Origin of the sequence: Algibacter agarivorans (assembly GCF_039543245.1) — a bacterium.
In the GTDB taxonomy this organism is placed as follows: domain Bacteria; phylum Bacteroidota; class Bacteroidia; order Flavobacteriales; family Flavobacteriaceae; genus Algibacter_G; species Algibacter_G agarivorans.
In genome coordinates this window covers 13,606-31,392 of the sequence record NZ_BAABJJ010000001.1, presented here as the reverse complement: position 1 = coordinate 31,392, position 17,787 = coordinate 13,606, and the positions used below count along the sequence as shown (strand labels likewise).

16 protein-coding genes are annotated in these 17,787 nt (G+C 32.0%); 4 read left to right on the top strand and 12 right to left on the bottom strand.

The genetic code is table 11. The annotated features are described in order from the left end of the window. Nucleotides 1–72: 72 nt before the first annotated feature. Entirely contained in the window at nt 73–1,071 is a 999-nt protein-coding gene (gene lpxK, locus ABD935_RS00175) for a tetraacyldisaccharide 4'-kinase (protein ID WP_345189411.1), read from the top strand. Here lpxK and ABD935_RS00170 read toward each other — a convergent pair. The 7 genes from ABD935_RS00170 to ABD935_RS00140 all read right to left on the bottom strand — a co-directional run bounded on the left by ABD935_RS00170 (nt 1,061) and on the right by ABD935_RS00140 (nt 8,346). Then, complete coding sequence (locus ABD935_RS00170; RefSeq protein WP_345189410.1) at nt 1,061–3,262, bottom strand: ATP-binding protein; 2,202 nt, start codon at nt 3,260–3,262, stop codon at nt 1,061–1,063. The two genes, lpxK and ABD935_RS00170, sit on opposite strands and share 11 nt — an antisense overlap. Nucleotides 3,263–3,325: 63 nt before the next feature. Continuing rightward, nucleotides 3,326–4,342, bottom strand: coding sequence for a type I glyceraldehyde-3-phosphate dehydrogenase (gap, locus tag ABD935_RS00165; RefSeq protein WP_345189408.1), 1,017 nt, complete (start codon nt 4,340–4,342; stop codon nt 3,326–3,328). Nucleotides 4,343–4,344: 2 nt separating this feature from the next. Continuing rightward, complete coding sequence (lipA, locus tag ABD935_RS00160; protein ID WP_345189407.1) at nt 4,345–5,223, bottom strand: lipoyl synthase; 879 nt, start codon at nt 5,221–5,223, stop codon at nt 4,345–4,347. Nucleotides 5,224–5,272: 49 nt separating this feature from the next. Further along, on the bottom strand, nt 5,273–6,487 hold the full coding sequence (locus ABD935_RS00155) for an Nramp family divalent metal transporter (protein ID WP_345189406.1): 1,215 nt from the start codon (nt 6,485–6,487) through the stop codon (nt 5,273–5,275). Continuing rightward, entirely contained in the window at nt 6,488–7,033 is a 546-nt protein-coding gene (locus tag ABD935_RS00150; RefSeq protein WP_345189404.1) for an RNA polymerase sigma factor, read from the bottom strand. Continuing rightward, nucleotides 7,024–8,136: a glycosyltransferase gene (locus ABD935_RS00145; protein WP_345189401.1), complete on the bottom strand. Its 1,113-nt coding sequence runs from the start codon at nt 8,134–8,136 to the stop codon at nt 7,024–7,026. The genes ABD935_RS00150 and ABD935_RS00145 overlap by 10 nt, the downstream gene beginning before the upstream one ends. Before the next feature lie 6 nt (nt 8,137–8,142). After that, entirely contained in the window at nt 8,143–8,346 is a 204-nt protein-coding gene (locus ABD935_RS00140) for a membrane or secreted protein (protein WP_345189400.1), read from the bottom strand. A gap of 153 nt (nt 8,347–8,499) precedes the next feature. Between ABD935_RS00140 and aqpZ the strand changes: the two genes are divergently transcribed. Continuing rightward, the gene (gene aqpZ, locus ABD935_RS00135) at nt 8,500–9,186 is read left to right on the top strand and encodes an aquaporin Z (protein WP_345189399.1); all 687 of its coding nucleotides are present in this window, start codon (nt 8,500–8,502) and stop codon (nt 9,184–9,186) included. Nucleotides 9,187–9,257: 71 nt separating this feature from the next. Here the strand turns inward: aqpZ and ABD935_RS00130 are convergent, their stop codons facing one another. The 4 genes from ABD935_RS00130 to ABD935_RS00115 all read right to left on the bottom strand — a co-directional run bounded on the left by ABD935_RS00130 (nt 9,258) and on the right by ABD935_RS00115 (nt 12,861). Next, nucleotides 9,258–10,046, bottom strand: a complete 789-nt coding sequence (locus tag ABD935_RS00130) for an anti-sigma factor domain-containing protein (RefSeq protein ID WP_345189398.1) — start codon at nt 10,044–10,046, stop codon at nt 9,258–9,260. Between the two features lie 12 nt (nt 10,047–10,058). Next, the gene (locus ABD935_RS00125; RefSeq protein WP_345189397.1) at nt 10,059–10,589 is read right to left on the bottom strand and encodes an RNA polymerase sigma factor; all 531 of its coding nucleotides are present in this window, start codon (nt 10,587–10,589) and stop codon (nt 10,059–10,061) included. Nucleotides 10,590–10,657: 68 nt separating this feature from the next. Beyond that, entirely contained in the window at nt 10,658–11,671 is a 1,014-nt protein-coding gene (murB, locus tag ABD935_RS00120) for a UDP-N-acetylmuramate dehydrogenase (protein WP_345189396.1), read from the bottom strand. Then, nucleotides 11,671–12,861 (bottom strand): pyridoxal phosphate-dependent aminotransferase, encoded by a 1,191-nt coding sequence (locus tag ABD935_RS00115; RefSeq protein WP_345189395.1) that lies wholly within the window; start codon nt 12,859–12,861, stop codon nt 11,671–11,673. The genes murB and ABD935_RS00115 overlap by 1 nt, the downstream gene beginning before the upstream one ends. Before the next feature lie 122 nt (nt 12,862–12,983). Here ABD935_RS00115 and ABD935_RS00110 point away from each other — a divergent pair, with 122 nt between their 5' ends. Next, nucleotides 12,984–14,321, top strand: a complete 1,338-nt coding sequence (locus ABD935_RS00110) for an aspartyl protease family protein (protein ID WP_345189394.1) — start codon at nt 12,984–12,986, stop codon at nt 14,319–14,321. 56 nt (nt 14,322–14,377) lie between these two features. Here the strand turns inward: ABD935_RS00110 and ABD935_RS00105 are convergent, their stop codons facing one another. After that, nucleotides 14,378–14,794: a DUF1573 domain-containing protein gene (locus ABD935_RS00105; protein ID WP_345189584.1), complete on the bottom strand. Its 417-nt coding sequence runs from the start codon at nt 14,792–14,794 to the stop codon at nt 14,378–14,380. A gap of 292 nt (nt 14,795–15,086) precedes the next feature. Between ABD935_RS00105 and ABD935_RS00100 the strand changes: the two genes are divergently transcribed. Continuing rightward, complete coding sequence (locus ABD935_RS00100) at nt 15,087–17,720, top strand: valine--tRNA ligase (RefSeq protein ID WP_345189393.1); 2,634 nt, start codon at nt 15,087–15,089, stop codon at nt 17,718–17,720. Nucleotides 17,721–17,787 lie beyond the last annotated feature (67 nt).

The following is a 17,787-nucleotide window of genomic DNA, read 5'->3' as shown; positions in this document are numbered from 1 at the left end:
ATTTCAACTCATTTTCGGTTAAAAATAAAAAGTCAAGATGAGTTCAAAGATAAAATAATTACTTTCGTTGCTGTGAAGCTTTTTAGAAAAATATTGTTCCCTATAGTTCCAATTTATTATTTGGTGACTTGGTTACGCAACAAATTATATGATTTAGGTATTAAAAAATCTGTTAGTTACGATTTCCCTGTAATTTGTGTTGGTAATTTAAGTGTTGGTGGCACCGGAAAAACACCTATGATTGAATATTTAATCCATCTTTTAAAAGATGAATATAAAGTGGCGACGCTAAGTAGGGGATATAAAAGAAAAACAAAAGGGTTTCAGTTGGCCGATAAAAATGCTAATGCAGCATCTATTGGAGATGAACCTTTTCAGTTTTTTTCTAAATTTAAAAATGATATTCTTGTGGCTGTGGATTCGGATAGGAGAAACGGTATTCAAAATTTACAGCAAAACAATCCAGACGTTATTCTATTGGATGATGCGTATCAACACAGAAAAGTAAAAGCAGGGTTTAATGTTCTATTAACTACGTACGCTAATCCGTATTTTAAAGATATTGTTTTACCAACAGGAAATTTAAGAGAACCTAGAATTGGTGTGAAACGAGCGGACGTTATAGTTGTAACCAAATGCCCGAAAGTTTTAAGTGAAAACGAAAAAAATGACATCATAAAACATATTAATCCTAATGAAAATCAGCATGTCTTTTTTAGTTCTATAGTGTACTCTGATTGTTTGTTTTCTGTTGAAAAAACTAAAATGATTGAGGAATTTGAATCTTTTACTTTAGTTACAGGTATTGCAAACCCAAAACTTTTAGTTGGTTTTTTAGAAGCTAAACATTTGAATTTTGAACATTTGAATTTTAAGGATCATCATGAGTTTTCAGAACAAGATATTGATGAGTTAAATAAAAAACAACTTATTGTGACTACTGAAAAGGATTTTATGCGATTAAAACAGTATGATTCATTAAAGGATAAATTGTTCTATTTGCCTATAACCGTTAAGATTGACGACGAACCAAAAATCAATAAACTTATTAAAGATTTTGTTAAGCGCTAGTTGAGGTATTGCTTTTACTAGCTAAAGCATTGTAAAGCTTTTTCTCAAACTCTTCTTGTTTGAATGGTTTTGGTATAATATCCGTAAAACCAGCTTCTTCAAACTCATGCATTTTGTCTTCAATAGTTACTGCGGTAAGTGCGAAAATAGTCAGTTCTTTATCGAATGATCTAACCCGTTTAGTAGCTTCCATTCCGCTAATTCCTGGCATATGAATATCCATTAAAATAATGTTATAGTCATTCGCTTTTATCATTTCTACGGCATCTTCACCATTATCAATAATATCACAATGAAGTTCCATTTTAGTTAAAATCTTTTTGGTAATCATTTGGTTGATTTTATTATCTTCAACCACTAAAATTTTAACACTTGATAAGTCTAAATCACTAGCGTTTCCATCAAAATAAGTAACTTTATTTTCTTTTGCTTCCTCAATTGTAGTATGTTCTAGGGGGATTTCAAAATAAAATGTGGTGCCTTTTCCTAATTCACTTTTAACGTAAATTTTTCCTTTTAGAATATCCATTAACCCTTTAACAATGGATAATCCTAAACCAGTACCACCGTATTTGCGATTAATTTGAATGGACCCTTGAGAAAAACTTTCAAACATATTGTCTTGTTTCTCTTGGCTAATTCCAATACCGTTGTCTTCTACTTCAAAACGAAGTGTATATATTTTGTCTTTTTCTTCAATTTTGTAAACACGGATCCAAATATCACCATCTTTCGTAAACTTAATAGAATTACCAATTAAATTAATCAAAATTTGAGAGATTTTTAATTGATCTGCTATAAAGTGTTCAGGTAAATCTTTATCGTATTCAAAATGAATCTTAATATTATTATCATTTGCAGAATTATTTAAAGCTAAGACAATATTGTTTATTTTCTTTTTTAAGCTGAAAGATTCGGGTTCTATATCAACTTTATTGGCTTCAATTTTATTTATTTGAAGAATATCATTAATGAAAGTTAAAAGATAATCTCCAGAAAATTTTAATGATTTTAAGTGTTGAATTTGCTCCGGTTTTGGGTTTTCATCCAATAGCATATTACTTAAACCAGTAACTGCATACAAGGGCGTTCGTAACTCATGGGTAACCGTAGACAGGAAATTAGCTTTGGTTTTAGAGGCTAATTCTGCTTTTTCTTTAGCAATAATAAGTTCTCCATTTTTTTTATGGAGCATGTTATTTGTTTTTAATCTAATATTATTGTTTTTGTAAAGCGATAAGGTTAAAAGTGATAAAATAGTAATTAGCGCCACACTTAAAATAGATATTAAAGTGTTAAGGTTTTTATCATCTTTTGCTTTTTCTAACTCTTGAACAACTTCTTTGTTTTTCTCTATCTCTTCGCTCAATAAGTATTGTGTTTCTTGATCTCTAGATGAATTTATTCGAGTTAAACTTCTAATAGAGTCTGAAAGTTTAAGGTGTAAATCTAGATAGTCTCTTGATAGTTTATAGTTTCCAGCATCTTTATACAATCCACTAATAACTAAATAACTTTCATTAAGGATACTTGTAAACTTGTTGCTGGTTGCTATTTGTAAACCTTCATTAGCTAGGGCTAAGGCTTTTTCATTATTGCTTAATTTGTTATATACAACAGCTTGATTGATTAGTGCTTCACTTTGCGTTTTAAGATAATCGCCTTTTTTTGCAATCGCTAAAGATTGTTCAATAATATCTCTCGATTTTCTGTAATTTTTTAAATACTCATAAGTTTTTCCTTCACATAATAGCGTTTCTGCTAAGTCTTCATTGGAATCTTCTTCTTCAAATTTTGATTTAGCCGCAGTATAAGAATCTAAGGCCGAGTAGTAATCTTTCTTGGCCACATAAACATCGCCAAAAGTTTTATAAGATTTTCCTAAATTTTCGTTGTCGTTTATAATGCGCTGAATTTCAATCGCTTTATTTAAAGACTTTATAGCTTTATCTTGTTCTGAAATGATATGCTGTAATTTTCCTTTTCTAGCATAAATGAGACCTATACTTTTTTTGTTATCCGATTTTTCGGCTAATTCTAAAGCCTCATCAAGATTTATTTGCGCTTTATAATAGTTGTAGTTTTCTAGTTCGATTTGCGATTGTGCAAGACGATAGTTAATGTTATTTTGTAATATTTCAGGGTCATCATCGATTGATTTTTGCGATGAAGCACTGAGGCAAAATAGCATTACTATAATATATATGTAGTATTTAGTCTGGGACATTATAATCAATATTGTTGACAAATATAATTATTTTATCGATAAAAGACACTTTTTTTCCGATAAATAACATAATAAGTCAATTAGCCTTTTGGAATATCCAGTTTCATTATCATACCAGCCTATTATTTTTACCATGTTTCCTATTACAGATGTCATTTGCGAATCGAAAATACAAGAATGTGGGTTTCCCACAATGTCAATTGAAACTATGGGGTCTTCGGTATATTCTAAAATGCCTTTATAATTTGTTCTTGAAGCGTCTTTAAACGCATTATTAATATCTTCTATAGAAACTGTCTGTTTTACATTGAATGTAATATCGGTTAAAGACCCATTTATAACAGGAACTCTAATGCCACAGCCACCTATAACATCAGAGAGCTCTGGAAAAATTTTAGTAAGCGCCTTAGCGGCACCAGTTGTTGTTGGTACTATAGATTGACTTGCAGCTCTAGATCTACGTAAATCTCGATGCGGTTGGTCATGTAAACTTTGGTCGGTAGTATAAGAGTGCACCGTAGTTATATAGGCCTGATCAATACCGCAAAGTTTATTGATGATATCAATCATTGGTGCTGCATTGTTTGTAGTACATGATGCGTTAGAAATTATGGTTTCTGTACCATCAATACTATTATCATTTACACCAAATACAATAGTTTTAATATCATCTTCAATAGGTGGAACACTTAAAATAACTTGTTCTGCACCGTTTTTAATGTGATACTCTAAATCTGAAGTGGTTTTAAATTTTCCAGTGGCTTCAATAACAAAGTCAACATTAAAAGGTTTCCAATTAATATTTTTAGGATGTTTTTTGTTTAGTAAGGGGACTTTTCTGTTATTTATTATGATATGCTGATCATCATTTGAAATTTGTCCATTAAATACACCATGAACACTGTCATATTTTAATAAATGACTTAGGGTTTTAGTATCGGCCAAATCGTTGATTGCAACAACTTGTATGTTTTTATAATCTTGTAGTAGCCTAAAAACACGTCTTCCTATTCTACCAAAACCGTTGATAGCAACATGAATCATGATTAATTAATATGTTTTTGTGCTTTGTAAGATGATCTTACTAATGCACTACTTTCCACATGACGGAACCCTAATTCTAAACCTATGTTTTCGTATTCTTTAAACTGATCTGGAGTAATAAATTGCTTAACGGGCAGGTGCTTTTTACTTGGTTGAAGATATTGCCCTATAGTAACTACATCTACATCATTTGCTTTTAAATCATGAAGTGTTTCTATAACCTCTTCTCTAGTTTCGCCTAAACCAAGCATAATTCCTGATTTTGTTCGTCTTTGACCTTGTTCTTTTAAGTATTTTAAAACGCCCATACTTCTATCATACTGAGCTTGAATTCTAACCTCACGAGTTAAACGACGAACGGTTTCAATATTGTGAGATACCACTTCTGGAGCCACATCAATAATTCTGTCTATATGTTTTTCAATACCTTGAAAATCTGGAATAAGAGTTTCAAGTGTCGTTTCTGGGTTCATTCTTCTAACAGCTTTAACTGTTTCAGACCACATGATACTTCCCATATCTTTCAAGTCATCTCTATCAACACTGGTTAAAACGGCATGTTTGATTTGCATGATTTTTATTGAGCGGGCTACTTTTTCTGGTTCATCCCAATCTACCGTTTCTGGTCGACCTGTTTTTACACCACAAAAGCCACATGACCGTGTGCAAACATTGCCTAAAATCATAAATGTAGCAGTGCCTTCGCCCCAGCACTCTCCCATATTAGGGCAGCTTCCTGAAGTGCAAATGGTGTTCAGTTTGTATTTATCAACTAAACCTCTTAGTTCGGTGTATTTTTTTCCCGTTGGAAGTTTAACACGCAGCCATTTTGGTTTTGCTTGGCGTTCTGGTAATATATTTGAAGCTGTTTCAGTGCTCATATCTCTAAAATATAGATTGCAAAGATACAAAGTATTCTTTTAAATTATCTTAAAGTGTAGTAAGGAACCAAATACTAAATCCTATTAAAAATACAATGCCCAATATGCTAAGAATATGTAGTGATTTAGAGGGATGCCATTCTTTTGGTGTGTGCTTGCTGCAAATTAATTTATAATTTATAATGGCATAAAAAGGAGCGGTAATAAACGATAAAATGGTGGCTATTTTAATTAGTAATCCCATTTCTGATGCTAAAAACCAAAAGATAGCAATAGTGCCTATTGAAAGTAATGCTATCCAAAATATATAATTTAGTTTAGGTGTCCTTTTAAAAAGTAACTGTGTGGTTTTTGCCATAGCTCTAGGTGAAGCATCTAAAGTGGTTAGCGTTGTACTAAACATGGTGGTAAAGGCAGCAACACCTATTATAATATAAGCCCAATCTCCAAGACTGGACGTGTACATTTTAATCAATTGTCCGGAAAACACACCGGCTTTGTTACTAAACGTTTCCCCGCTATTAAACATAACTAAAGTTCCTAGAAGTACGAATCCAGTCCCTAAAATAATGGTGCCTAGATAGCCTATGTTAAAATCAAACAATGCTGATTTAGTAGTGTATGATTTTGTGTCTTTATTTTTTTCAATAGACCATAAAGATTGCCAAACAGCAATGTCTAAAGGGGCAGGCATCCAGCCCATAAAAGCAATTAAAAAGGCTATTTCTAAACTATTTTCTGGTAATATCTGTTTAAAGGAAAGTGCGCTAGTATTATTAAATAAAGCCATGCTTACTGCTGCTAAAGTACTAATAGTTAGTGTAATGATGATTATTTTTATTAACCTGTCTAATAGCTTGTATTTCCCGAGAATTAATAGACTTAAACATATAGCCAGAATAATTACTGTCCAGGCCTTTATACTAATAAAATCCCCAAATAAAGAAGATGCTAAACCGGCCGTAACTATGGTTACAGCGGTTTGTATGGTAAACATGGTTGCTAAGCTTAATATAAAGTATGTAGCTAAAACTCCTTTCCCTAGCTTTTTGTATCCATCAAGTAAGCTTTCTCCTGTGGCTGTAGCATATCTTGGGCCGAATTGAAAAAACGGATATTTAAAGAGATTTACCAAAAGCAATGCCCAAAGCAAGCCTAAACCGAAATCTGCACCAGCACGTGTAGATTGTACCAAATGGGATACCCCAATAGCAGCTCCAGCAAATAATAATCCTGGTCCTAGGTTTTTGAGTTTAGAAATCATTTAGTTCTTTTGAATAATTTCAGCCAATAGTTTTTTAGCACGTAAAAGTTTGACTTTTACATTATTCATAGGCTCTTTAAGCTCTTTTGAGATTTCTTTATAGCTTAATTCTTGAAAATAACGTAAGTTGATAACTTCCTGATAATGAGGTTTTAGTTTTTTAATGTCACGAAGTAGTTTTGCTAAATGTTGCTCGGTAATTAGCTTGTCTTCAGGTGAAGGCGATTCATCTAAAACTTGTAAAATTTCGTGATTATCTTTTGATGTAACTTGAGAAATGGAGGTTTTTTCTTTTCTCAATAAATCAATATGAATGTTTTTGGAAATGGTAATTAGCCAAGTTTTGAACGTGTACTTTTCATCAAAAGTTTCAATTCTATCAAATGCTTTGGAGAAGGTTTGAATGGTAATATCTTCGGCATCATTTTCATTTTGAGTACGCTTTAACTGAAACCCATAAACAGCATCCCAAAAAACATCTAATAAATAGTTAAATGCTTTCTGGTCATTGTTTTTTGCTCGCTTAATAGCTTCCTCTATGTCCAATGCTTAGGTTTTGAAATGAGATTATTTATAAAGATAGTTAATTGTGCAATAATTAGAAAGATTTCTAAAAAAGGAAGATAAATTAACAAGTCTGATTCATTAAGTTTTTTTGATGACATTCCTAAAATGACATATTGTAAAATAATTCTAAGCAAAAACAAACTTAATATTATTTGCCAGCTGTAAGTCGATATAAAAAGAGCTATTGCTAAAGACCAAAAGAGTAGGTTAGAGAGGAATAGTAGTGTTAACAGATATTTATGTTTTAATTTGTAATGCTTTGCAGTTGAAACATGACGCCTTTTTTGTTTTAACCAATCCTTAATAGTTGTTTTTGGTTCAGATTCTGTAAAACTTTGTCTTGAAAGGCATATGGCGGTATTTTGATGCGTTGCTACTTGGTTTACAAATAAATCGTCATCACCAGAGCGCACCTTCATATGGTTTATATAGCCATTGGCATTAAAGAACTCTTTTTTTGTGTATGCTAAATTACGCCCAACGCCCATATAAGGCATGCCTAATTTTGCAAATGAAAAATAGTGAACAGCAGTTATTAAGGTTTCAAAACGAATGAGCTTATTTAAAAATGATCTTTTAATTTTTGAATATCCGCCATAACCTAAAATAATTGACTTTTTATTGGTAAAATGGGCACTCATTTCTTTTATCCAATATTTTGAAACAGGTTTGCAATCGGCGTCTGTAAATAAAAGAAAGTCGTTTTTTGAAGCTTTTATCCCTAAAGTCAGAGCATATTTTTTATTTCCCCAAAAAGCCTCAATACCTTTTACGTCAACGACTTTAATGTTCTGGTGCTGTTTTTCATAATGATGCATGACTTCTAAAGTGTCATCGTGCGAAGCATCATTAATTAAAACGATTTCAAAATCTGGATAGTCCTGTGCAATAATTGAAGGCACAAAAGTTTTTAGGTTATCAGATTCATTTTTAGCACAAACGATAACAGAAATTGCAATATTTTTTGAAGCTACTTTTTTGGGTTTAAGAAAAGCAAATCTTCCGAAGAAAAGAAGATAAAAAACAACTTGAATACAAACTACAACAATAAATGCGTAGAAGACAAAATCAAGAAACACCATAAAGTATTATGAATGTTGAGGTTCGTTACAATCGCTAAATTGGTCTGGTGTTTTGCCACAATAGCCACAAGACTCACCTTCTGTATTAAGCATTGGGTTTTGACTTGCACAAGTACCGGCAAATTTGCCATCTTTTTTTGCCCAAATTTTTATGGCAATACCTGCAATTCCTAGTCCTAATAAAATGATGGTTATTAATAGAAGTTTCATTCGAATTTGTAATAATTTTTACAAAGATAATGCTTTTAGATAATAAAATTTATAAGAAACCATACTGAAATGGATGTGACTATTTGGCTTTTTAGTGTCTAATTATTAATTATTTGTACATTTAAATTTCTAACCAATTAAAATTATTTAATTATGAAAAAATTATTTGCAGAGTTTTTTGGAACTTTTTGGCTTGTTTTTGGAGGCTGTGGTAGTGCCGTTTTTGCAGCAGGTTATCCAGACTTAGGAATTGGCTTTGCTGGTGTAGCTTTAGCCTTTGGTCTCACTGTATTAACTATGGCCTATGCTGTTGGTCATATTTCTGGAGGTCATTTTAATCCAGCCGTTTCATTAGGTTTATGGGCAGGGGGAAAGTTTGAGGCTAAAGATTTAATAAGATATATTATTGCTCAATTAGTAGGGGCTATTGCAGCAGCAGGAGCATTATACTTGATTCTAACTAACAAATCGGATTTTGTTACTATAGGAGGTTTTGCCGCTAATGGATATGGGGATTTATCACCTGATGGCTATTCCATGACTGCCGCTTTAATTGCAGAATTTTTATTAACTATGTTTTTCTTGTTAATTATTTTGGGAAGCACCAATTCTAGAGCGCCAAAAGGATTTGCGCCTATAGCAATTGGTTTAGGATTAACTTTAATACACCTAATTAGTATTCCAATAACAAATACATCTGTTAATCCGGCACGTTCTACAAGTCAGGCATTATTTGCTGGCGGAGAATTCACTGGGCAACTTTGGTTATTTTGGGTCGCTCCAATTGCGGGTGCTATTGTTGCTGGTTTTATCCATAAAGCTTTGTTTGATAAAGAATAGTTTAGAGTTTTTGTAGCAAAAAGAGCCTCATTTTATAAAATGAGGCTCTTTTTTATTTTAAGTAGTCTGTCTTATTGTAAATTAATTCGAGCTACAGCGTTATTTACTGATGCAATACTATTACCGCCTTTAGGCTCTATGGTAATTTTTAGTGCTAATGCATTTTCTGCATAAGGTATAGACATTAGTTTTCTGTCAGCTTCATTTAAAATACCTAAATTGACCATTTTGTCTTGCAATTCAGCCCATATTTGGTAGCATTGCTCTTCTGGTAACTGTGGTAAAGACACCACATCAATCATAGATGTTTTTTCTTTAGCATTAATGTAGGCGACTGTTCTTAAATCTTTTGCTCTGTCATTTCCTGTAATGATATACTTTTCAGTTTCAGGATTGTTAAGCTTTAAAAGTTGTCTCATTACTTTATCAAGCATTTTATTGTTTTGCTCAATATCACCACGTAAATCAAAAAGTTCATCAACTACAATCTGATTTTCATTAGAAAGTTTTTGATTTTGATTATAAAATAAATACGAAGTACCGGCAAAAATTAAGGCTGCAACACTGGCGGCTACAGTAAATTTATACCATTTCTTGTATCTATATGATGTGTTTAATTTAACAACGGGTGTGTCATCAAGTTCATCTAAAATATTATTTAAGATGTCTTTAGGGGCTTCAACAGCATTGCTTTTTGCAACCACTTCTAAATTGAATTGCAAAGTGTTGTAGGCATTCTGCACTTCTGGGTATTTTGAAATATGAGATTCCACCATTTCAGTTTCAACAGAAGTAGTTTCACCTAGTAGATATTTTTCTAATAGGCCAGAATTTAAAAAAGTTGTTATTTTCGCATTCATGACTTTGTTTGATTAAGGATTGTAAATTTTTTTCAATTCACGTAATCCAATTTTTAATCTCGATTTTATGGTTCCTAACGGGATATCAAGTTCATCACTAGCCTCTTGTTGGGTCATTCCCTCAAAAAAGAGTGCATTTATAACGATTTGATATTTTTCGTCCAAACTGCTTAGATGCTTTTTTATATCTAAAACATCCTGATTTAATTCGTTGGAACTTACTTTATATACGGTAGAAGTTTCCATTTGGACTTCTTTACTATTTTTGTTTTTTTGAGACCTAACCTTATCTATTGCTGTATTATAAGCAATTCTGTATAACCAAGTAAATAACTTCGCCTTACTAGAGTCGTATTTTTTTGAATATCTCCATATTTTAACAAAGGTTTCTTGAAGCACATCTTGGGCTGTGTCTTCATCAGAAATCACTTTTTGAATGACACCATATAATGAATCAGCATAATTTTCATACAGTAAGTTAATGGCTTTTTTATCACCATTCTGTAATAAGGAAACTATTTGTTTTTCTATAGCTGAAATCAAGGTAAGTTGGTTTTAGTATATTTTTTTAAGTTATTCTATAACGTCAAAGTTAAAAATTTCTTTTTAGATTATAAGATGTTTACTTCGGTTTCAATGGAAATTCCAAAAATACGTTGAATTGTTTTTTGGATTAATTTTGAAAGATTTAAGATGTCTGAACCTTTGGCATCTCCGTAATTCACAAGTACTAAAGCCTGATTTTTATGTACGCCGTAATCACCAAACCGCTTGCCTTTAAAGCCTGCTTTTTCAATAAGCCAACCCGCAGGTACTTTTACTTCGTTATCTGAAACAGGGTAGCTTGGTATGTCCTTGAAATTTTCAACTAAGGTGTTAAAAAGTGTTTTAGATATTACAGGGTTTTTAAAAAAACTACCACTATTGCCAATTGCTTTTGGATTAGGTAATTTACTTTCCCTAATGTTAATAACAGCTTTTGAAATGTCTTGAATAGTAGGATTGGTAATCTGCATAAACTCTAATTGTGAAGCAATAGTACCATAATTAATATTCAATTTATGGTTGTGCTTAGTGAGTTTAAAAACGACATTTGTAATAATATATTGCCCTTTTGCGTGTTGTTTGAAAATAGAATTTCTATATCCAAAATCGCAATCGGTTTTGGTAAAAGTTTGTAATGTGTTTGTTTTTAATGACATGGCTTCACAAGACTCAAACGTGTCTTTTAGTTCAATTCCATAAGCACCAATATTTTGAATAGGTGCAGTGCCTACATTTCCAGGGATTAAAGATAAATTTTCTACACCGCCAAAATCATTGTTAATACACCAGAGTACAAAGTCGTGCCAATTTTCGCCTGCTTTGGCTTTTACAAAAACAAAGTCTTCATTTTCAGAAACAATATCAATTCCTTTTAAATTAATATGAATAACCAAACCGTCAAAATTTTTGGTAAGTAACATATTGCTACCACCGCCTAATATTAATTTTTTGGGATAATCTTGTAAAGATAAAATGTCTTTTAAATCATGAATATTAGCTACTGAAACAAAATATTTCGCTTTCGCATCAATACCAAATGTATTAAAGGGTTTTAAAGATATGTTTTGTTGAATTTGCACTAGTCTTTATAAACTTTTAGGGCTTCTTTTAAAATATTTACGGCTTTTATCAAGCTCTCTTTTTTAAGTACATAAGCAATTCTAATTTGGTTTAAACCAGCGCCAGGTGTTGAATAAAATCCACCAGCGGGAGCTACCATAATGGTTTCGCCATTCAATTCAAAATCTTCAAGAAGCCATTGCGCAAAATGATCAGAATTTTTAATGGGTAATTCTGCTATACAATAAAAAGCACCTTTTGGCTTTGCTACTTTTACACCTTCTATTTTTTGTAATTCAGTAATTAACGTATTTCTTCGTTCTACATATTCGTCAATAACAGCATCAAAATAACTTTGTGGTGTTTCTAGGGCAGCCTCACTTGCTATTTGAGCTAAAGTAGGTGGGCTTAAACGTGCTTGCGCAAATTTTAGCGCCGTTTGAATTACATCTTTATTTTTTGAAACTAAACAACCAATTCTTGCGCCACACATACTGTAACGTTTTGATACTGAGTCAATCATTATTGCGTAGTCCTCTAAGCCTTCTTCTTGCATTATGGAGTAATGAGTATTACCATCATACACGAATTCTCTATATACTTCATCTGCTAATAAAAACAGGTCATGTTTTTTTACAATAGCAGCTAGTTTTTGTATTTCTTGTTTTGAATATAAGTACCCTGTTGGGTTTCCCGGATTACAAATTAATATAGCTTTGGTTTTTGGTGTGATTAATTTCTCAAACTCTTCAATTGGAGGTAATGCAAAATTATCTTCTATTTTAGAAATTATTGGAACTACTTTTACCCCAGATGCTATTGAAAATCCATTATAATTAGCATAAAATGGTTCAGGAATAATAACTTCGTCTTCCACATCCATAACGCTTCCAAATGCAAAAAGAAGGGCTTCACTACCTCCCGTAGTTACAATAATATCCTCATGAGATACATCAATATCGTGTTTTTTATAGTAGTCGGAAATTTTTTGTCTATAAATTTCAGAACCTTCAGACCTTGAATACGCAAGGGTGTCTATTTTACTATCTTTAACTGCTTGTAAAGCAATTTTTGGCGTTTTTATATCTGGTTGCCCAATATTTAAGTAGTAAATGGATTTACCGTTTTTAACAGCTTGTTCGGCAAAAGGCACTAATTTTCGTATGGGCGATTGAGGCATTAACTGCCCCTTTATAGATATTGATGGCATTTATAGAGGTTTAGTTGCAAAGTTGAGAAAATTATCTTAAAGTTTTTTTAAAAAACAGCTTTAAAAAATTATGCTACTCTAAAGATTTGTAAATTGATAATGTCAAAATTAGCTGCTTTTTAATGAAAAAATGTCTAACCTACCTATTGTTTTTATTTTGTTTGAGCTATTCTGGCTTTTCTCAAGACAAGTTTGTTATTCAAAATAAGAAACAGTCAGATAAAATTAAGTTTAAATTAATAAATAATTTGGTGGTAATTCCAGTTGAAATAAATGGGGTTACGCTATCTTTTATATTAGACACAGGTGTTAGTAAGCCTATTATTTTTAATTTTTTAAATGTTGCAGATACCCTGAAAATAAAGGATACAGAAAAGATTTATTTAAGAGGTTTGGGTGAAGGTGAATCTGTTGAGGCTTTAAAATCCAGAAATAATATTTTTAAAATTGGCGATGCTATTAAGTTAAATCAAGATTTATATGCCGTTTTTAATAACAAATTAAATTTTGCTTCTAAACTCGGTATTCCTGTTCATGGCATTATAGGTTTTGATTTATTTAGGGATTTGATAATAGAAATAAATTACTCTTCGGGATACTTGAAATTAACTGTGCCAGAGGTGTTTAAATATAAATCATGTAAAAAGTGCGAACGTTTTAATTTAGAGTTTTACAATGGTAAGCCATATATTAATGCTGAAGTTAAGATAGAAGAAAGAAAAATCCCTGTTAAATTGTTGATAGATTCTGGTGGGAGTGACGCTTTGTGGTTATTTGAAAATGATTCTTTAGGTATAAAGTCAAGCAATAATTTTTTTGTAGATTTTCTGGGTCATGGACTTAGTGGAAGTGTCTATGGAAAACGCTCTAAAGTGAATGCGTTTTTCCTGAAAAGTTTTACCCTTAAAAATGCCAATGTAGCATTTCCAGATTCTACTTCTGTATTGTTTGCTAAACAGATTAAAAATCGTAATGGGAGTTTGTCGGGCAATATGTTAAAACGATTTGATGTTGTTTTTGATTATCAAAAAGCAATGGTGACTTTAAAAAAAAACAGACACTTCAAAGAAAAATTTAGTCATAATAAAAGTGGTATTGAATTAGAGCATGATGGCGTAAGGCTTGTAAAAGAAGTGAATAAAAACAATATAACAGGTAAGAGTATTTTCGAGAATAATGAAATGGAGAACAACAATAAAATTGTTATAAATACGCAATACAAAATATCATTAAAACCTGCTTATACTATAGTGGAATTGCGTGAAGATTCCCCAGCAAAAAATGCAGGTTTACTTATTGGAGATATTATCCTTAGTGTCAATAATAAACAAGTGCATCAATATTCATTACAACAAATTATGGAAATGTTTTATGATGATGCTGGTAAAAAAATCAAATTAAAAGTAGATAGAAATGGCAAGATTTTGACTTTTTACTTTCAATTACAAAAGTTGTTTTAACAAAAAAAGGCTTGAACATTATAATGTTTAAGCCTTAAATTTATTGGTAATATATTTTATTGTTGCACAATACTTTTCTCTTTCTTTTCAAGTAGATTTACTTTACTTGAATCTACAACTAAACCTTTAATTTTTAAAGCTACAGTAGGTGTTTTTGCGTTAGAAAGTACCGTAATGGTTTTTCTTATAGGATTTACTCTATTGGTATCGTATTTTACTTTAATTTCTCCTGTTTTTCCTGGTAAAATAGGGTCTTTAGGTTTTGAAGGAATAGTACATCCACAAGAAGACTTTACGTCCGATATTATAAGTGGCTCATTACCGGTGTTTGTAAATTCAAAAACTCTAACACCGTCAGACCCTTTTTCAATGGTTCCATAATCAATAGTTTCAGATTTAAACTCAATTTCAGCTTGAGCGTTAACGGAAAAACTGATTAATCCGATAAATAAAAGTGTAATTAATTGTTTCATGGGTTTATTTTTTATGGTTTTCATTCTTTTTTTTTATCCTTAACAATACAGGGTAATTCATTTATTTTAATTCATTTCTAAGTCAAACATACTTACTTTTCCTATAATCTGCAAAAATAATAGATGTAATGCATGCATATTAACATATTTAACTCATTTAAAGGTATATACAACTTTTCTGTTAATTTGTTTAAAACTGTTAAAATAAGTGATAATCATTATTTGTCTAGCTTTCACAGAAAGAGAAATATAAGTACTTTTGCCTATCATTATTCAAAAACTATTCCAAAGTATGCAAATCCCATCAAAATACGATGCAAGTCAGGTAGAAAGTAAGTGGTATGACTACTGGATGAAAAACAATTATTTTCATTCAGAACCCGATGAAAGAGAGCCTTACACCATTGTTATTCCTCCACCAAATGTTACTGGAGTATTGCACATGGGGCATATGCTTAATAATACCATTCAAGATGTTTTAATTCGTCGTGCACGTTTATTAGGAAAAAATGCGTGTTGGGTGCCTGGTACAGATCATGCATCAATTGCTACCGAGGCTAAAGTAGTAGCTAAATTGAAGGAACAAGGTATTGATAAAAATGATTTATCTCGTGATGAATTTTTAAAGCATGCCTGGGATTGGACACATGAATACGGTGGCGTTATCCTAGAACAGTTGAAAAAATTAGGTTGTTCTTGTGATTGGGACAGAACTAAATTCACCATGGATGATGACATGAGTGAATCCGTAACTAAAGTTTTTGTTGATCTATATGAAAAAGGCTTGATTTACCGCGGATACAGAATGGTAAACTGGGATCCTGAGGCTAAAACGACATTGTCTGATGAAGAAGTCATTCATGAAGAGCGTCAAGGGAATCTGTATTATTTAAAATATAAAATTGAAGGAAGTAATGAAGTGCTAACTATTGCAACCACACGTCCTGAAACCATTTTTGGAGATACTGCCATTTGTATTAATCCAAATGATGAACGATTTGCTCACTTGCGTGGTAAAAAAGCCATCGTGCCTATTTGTAATCGCATAATTCCAATAATTGAAGATGATTATGTAGATATGGAATTTGGTACAGGATGCTTAAAAGTTACGCCTGCACATGACGAAAATGATAAAAATTTAGGTGATAAGCACAAGCTAGAAGTTATTGATATTTTCTATGAAGATGCGTCTTTAAACAGTTTTGGATTGCATTATGAAGGCAAAGATCGCTTTGTCGTTAGAAAAGAAATAACCAAAGAATTAGAAGATAAAGGCTTTTTGGTTAAAACCGAAACCCATATTAATAAAGTAGGGACTTCTGAACGTACAAAAGCTGTTATAGAGCCACGTTTAAGCGATCAGTGGTTTTTAAAAATGGAAGATTTAGCAAAACCCGCTATTAAGTCGGTGTTGGAAGATGAAGATATCAAGTTGTTTCCAAAAAAGTTTGAGAACACCTACAGGCATTGGATGGAGAACATTCGCGATTGGAATATTTCCCGTCAATTGATGTGGGGACAACAAATTCCAGCCTATTTTTATGGCGATGGAAAAGAAGATTTTGTAGTTGCTGAAACCATTGAGAATGCAGTAGAAAAGGCAAGAGTCGTAACTTCAAACTCAAAACTTCAAGCTTCCGATTTAAAACAAGATAAAGATGCTTTAGACACTTGGTTCTCATCTTGGTTGTGGCCAATGAGCGTGTTTGACGGTATTAGAAACCCCGAAAACGAAGATATAAAATACTATTACCCGACCAACGATTTAGTAACAGGGCCAGATATCTTATTCTTTTGGGTAGCTCGTATGATTATGGCTGGATATGAGTATAAAGGCGAAAAACCTTTTAATAATGTATATTTTACAGGGTTGGTGCGTGATAAGCAACGCCGAAAAATGAGTAAATCTTTAGGGAACTCTCCAGATGCCTTAAAACTGATTGAAGCGTATAGTGCAGATGGCGTTCGTGTTGGATTGTTATTAAGCTCTGCTGCTGGAAATGATTTAATGTTCGATGAAGCTCTTTGCCAACAAGGAAAAGCCTTTGGTAACAAAATATGGAATGCCTTCCGATTGGTTCAGGGTTGGGAAATAGATGAAAGTATACCGCAACCAGAAACCGCAAAAGTAGGTTTAGAGTGGTATGAAGCTAAGTTTCAAAAAGCTTTAGTAGAAATCGAAGATCATTTTAGTAAATACAGATTAAGTGATGCTTTAATGGCTATTTATAAATTAATTATGGACGATTTTTCGTCTTGGTTATTAGAAATTATAAAACCAGCATATCAAAAACCAATTGATATAAAAACATATAAAGCGGTCATTGTGGCTTTTGAGAATAATTTAAAAGTTTTGCATCCGTTTATGCCTTTTTTATCAGAAGACATTTGGCAGTATATTTCAGAAAGAACTCCTGAAGAAGCATTAATTGTTGCTAAATGGCCAGAAGTAAAATCTGTAAATGAATCTTTGATTTCAGAATTTGAATTTGCTTCGGAAGTAATTTCTGGTATAAGAAACATCAGAAAACAAAAGAATATTGCGTTTAAAGATGCTATTGGTTTTTCAGTAATTAACAATGAAAATACAAACACTACTTTTGATGGTGTTATAGCCAAATTAGGAAATCTTGAAAGTATTGAAAACACCTCTGAAGCTATTGAAGGTGCATTGACTTTTAGGGTTAAATCTAACGAGTATTTTATCCCAATGGCAGGTAGTATTGATGTAGAAGCAGAAATTAAAAAACTTACTGAAGAATTGAGTTATACAGAAGGCTTCTTGAAATCTGTGCAAAAGAAACTGTCAAACGAACGTTTTGTTGCAGGAGCACCCGAACAAGTTGTAGCAAGTGAAAAGAAAAAAGAGGCTGATGCTTTAGCTAAGATTGAAACATTAAAAACAAGTTTGGCAAGTCTTAATTAGTTTAAAAAACAATACAAGTTAGGCTAAAGAGACGTAACAATGACCTGAAAATAATTTTAAAACAAGT

Excerpts from the sequence above, each read along its gene's own strand:
- ABD935_RS00170 (WP_345189410.1), bottom strand. The coding sequence starts at position 3,262 with ATGCTATTTTGCCTCAGTGCTTCATCGCAAAAATCAATCGATGATGAC.
- gap (WP_345189408.1), bottom strand. The coding sequence starts at position 4,342 with ATGATTCATGTTGCTATCAACGGTTTTGGTAGAATAGGAAGACGTGTT.
- lipA (WP_345189407.1), bottom strand. The coding sequence starts at position 5,223 with ATGAGCACTGAAACAGCTTCAAATATATTACCAGAACGCCAAGCAAAA.
- ABD935_RS00155 (WP_345189406.1), bottom strand. The coding sequence starts at position 6,487 with ATGATTTCTAAACTCAAAAACCTAGGACCAGGATTATTATTTGCTGGA.
- ABD935_RS00145 (WP_345189401.1), bottom strand. The coding sequence starts at position 8,136 with ATGGTGTTTCTTGATTTTGTCTTCTACGCATTTATTGTTGTAGTTTGT.
- ABD935_RS00140 (WP_345189400.1), bottom strand. The coding sequence starts at position 8,346 with ATGAAACTTCTATTAATAACCATCATTTTATTAGGACTAGGAATTGCA.
- aqpZ (WP_345189399.1), top strand. The coding sequence starts at position 8,500 with ATGAAAAAATTATTTGCAGAGTTTTTTGGAACTTTTTGGCTTGTTTTT.
- ABD935_RS00130 (WP_345189398.1), bottom strand. The coding sequence starts at position 10,046 with ATGAATGCGAAAATAACAACTTTTTTAAATTCTGGCCTATTAGAAAAA.
- ABD935_RS00115 (WP_345189395.1), bottom strand. The coding sequence starts at position 12,861 with ATGCCATCAATATCTATAAAGGGGCAGTTAATGCCTCAATCGCCCATA.
- ABD935_RS00110 (WP_345189394.1), top strand. The coding sequence starts at position 12,984 with ATGAAAAAATGTCTAACCTACCTATTGTTTTTATTTTGTTTGAGCTAT.
- ABD935_RS00105 (WP_345189584.1), bottom strand. The coding sequence starts at position 14,794 with ATGAAACAATTAATTACACTTTTATTTATCGGATTAATCAGTTTTTCC.
- ABD935_RS00100 (WP_345189393.1), top strand. The coding sequence starts at position 15,087 with ATGCAAATCCCATCAAAATACGATGCAAGTCAGGTAGAAAGTAAGTGG.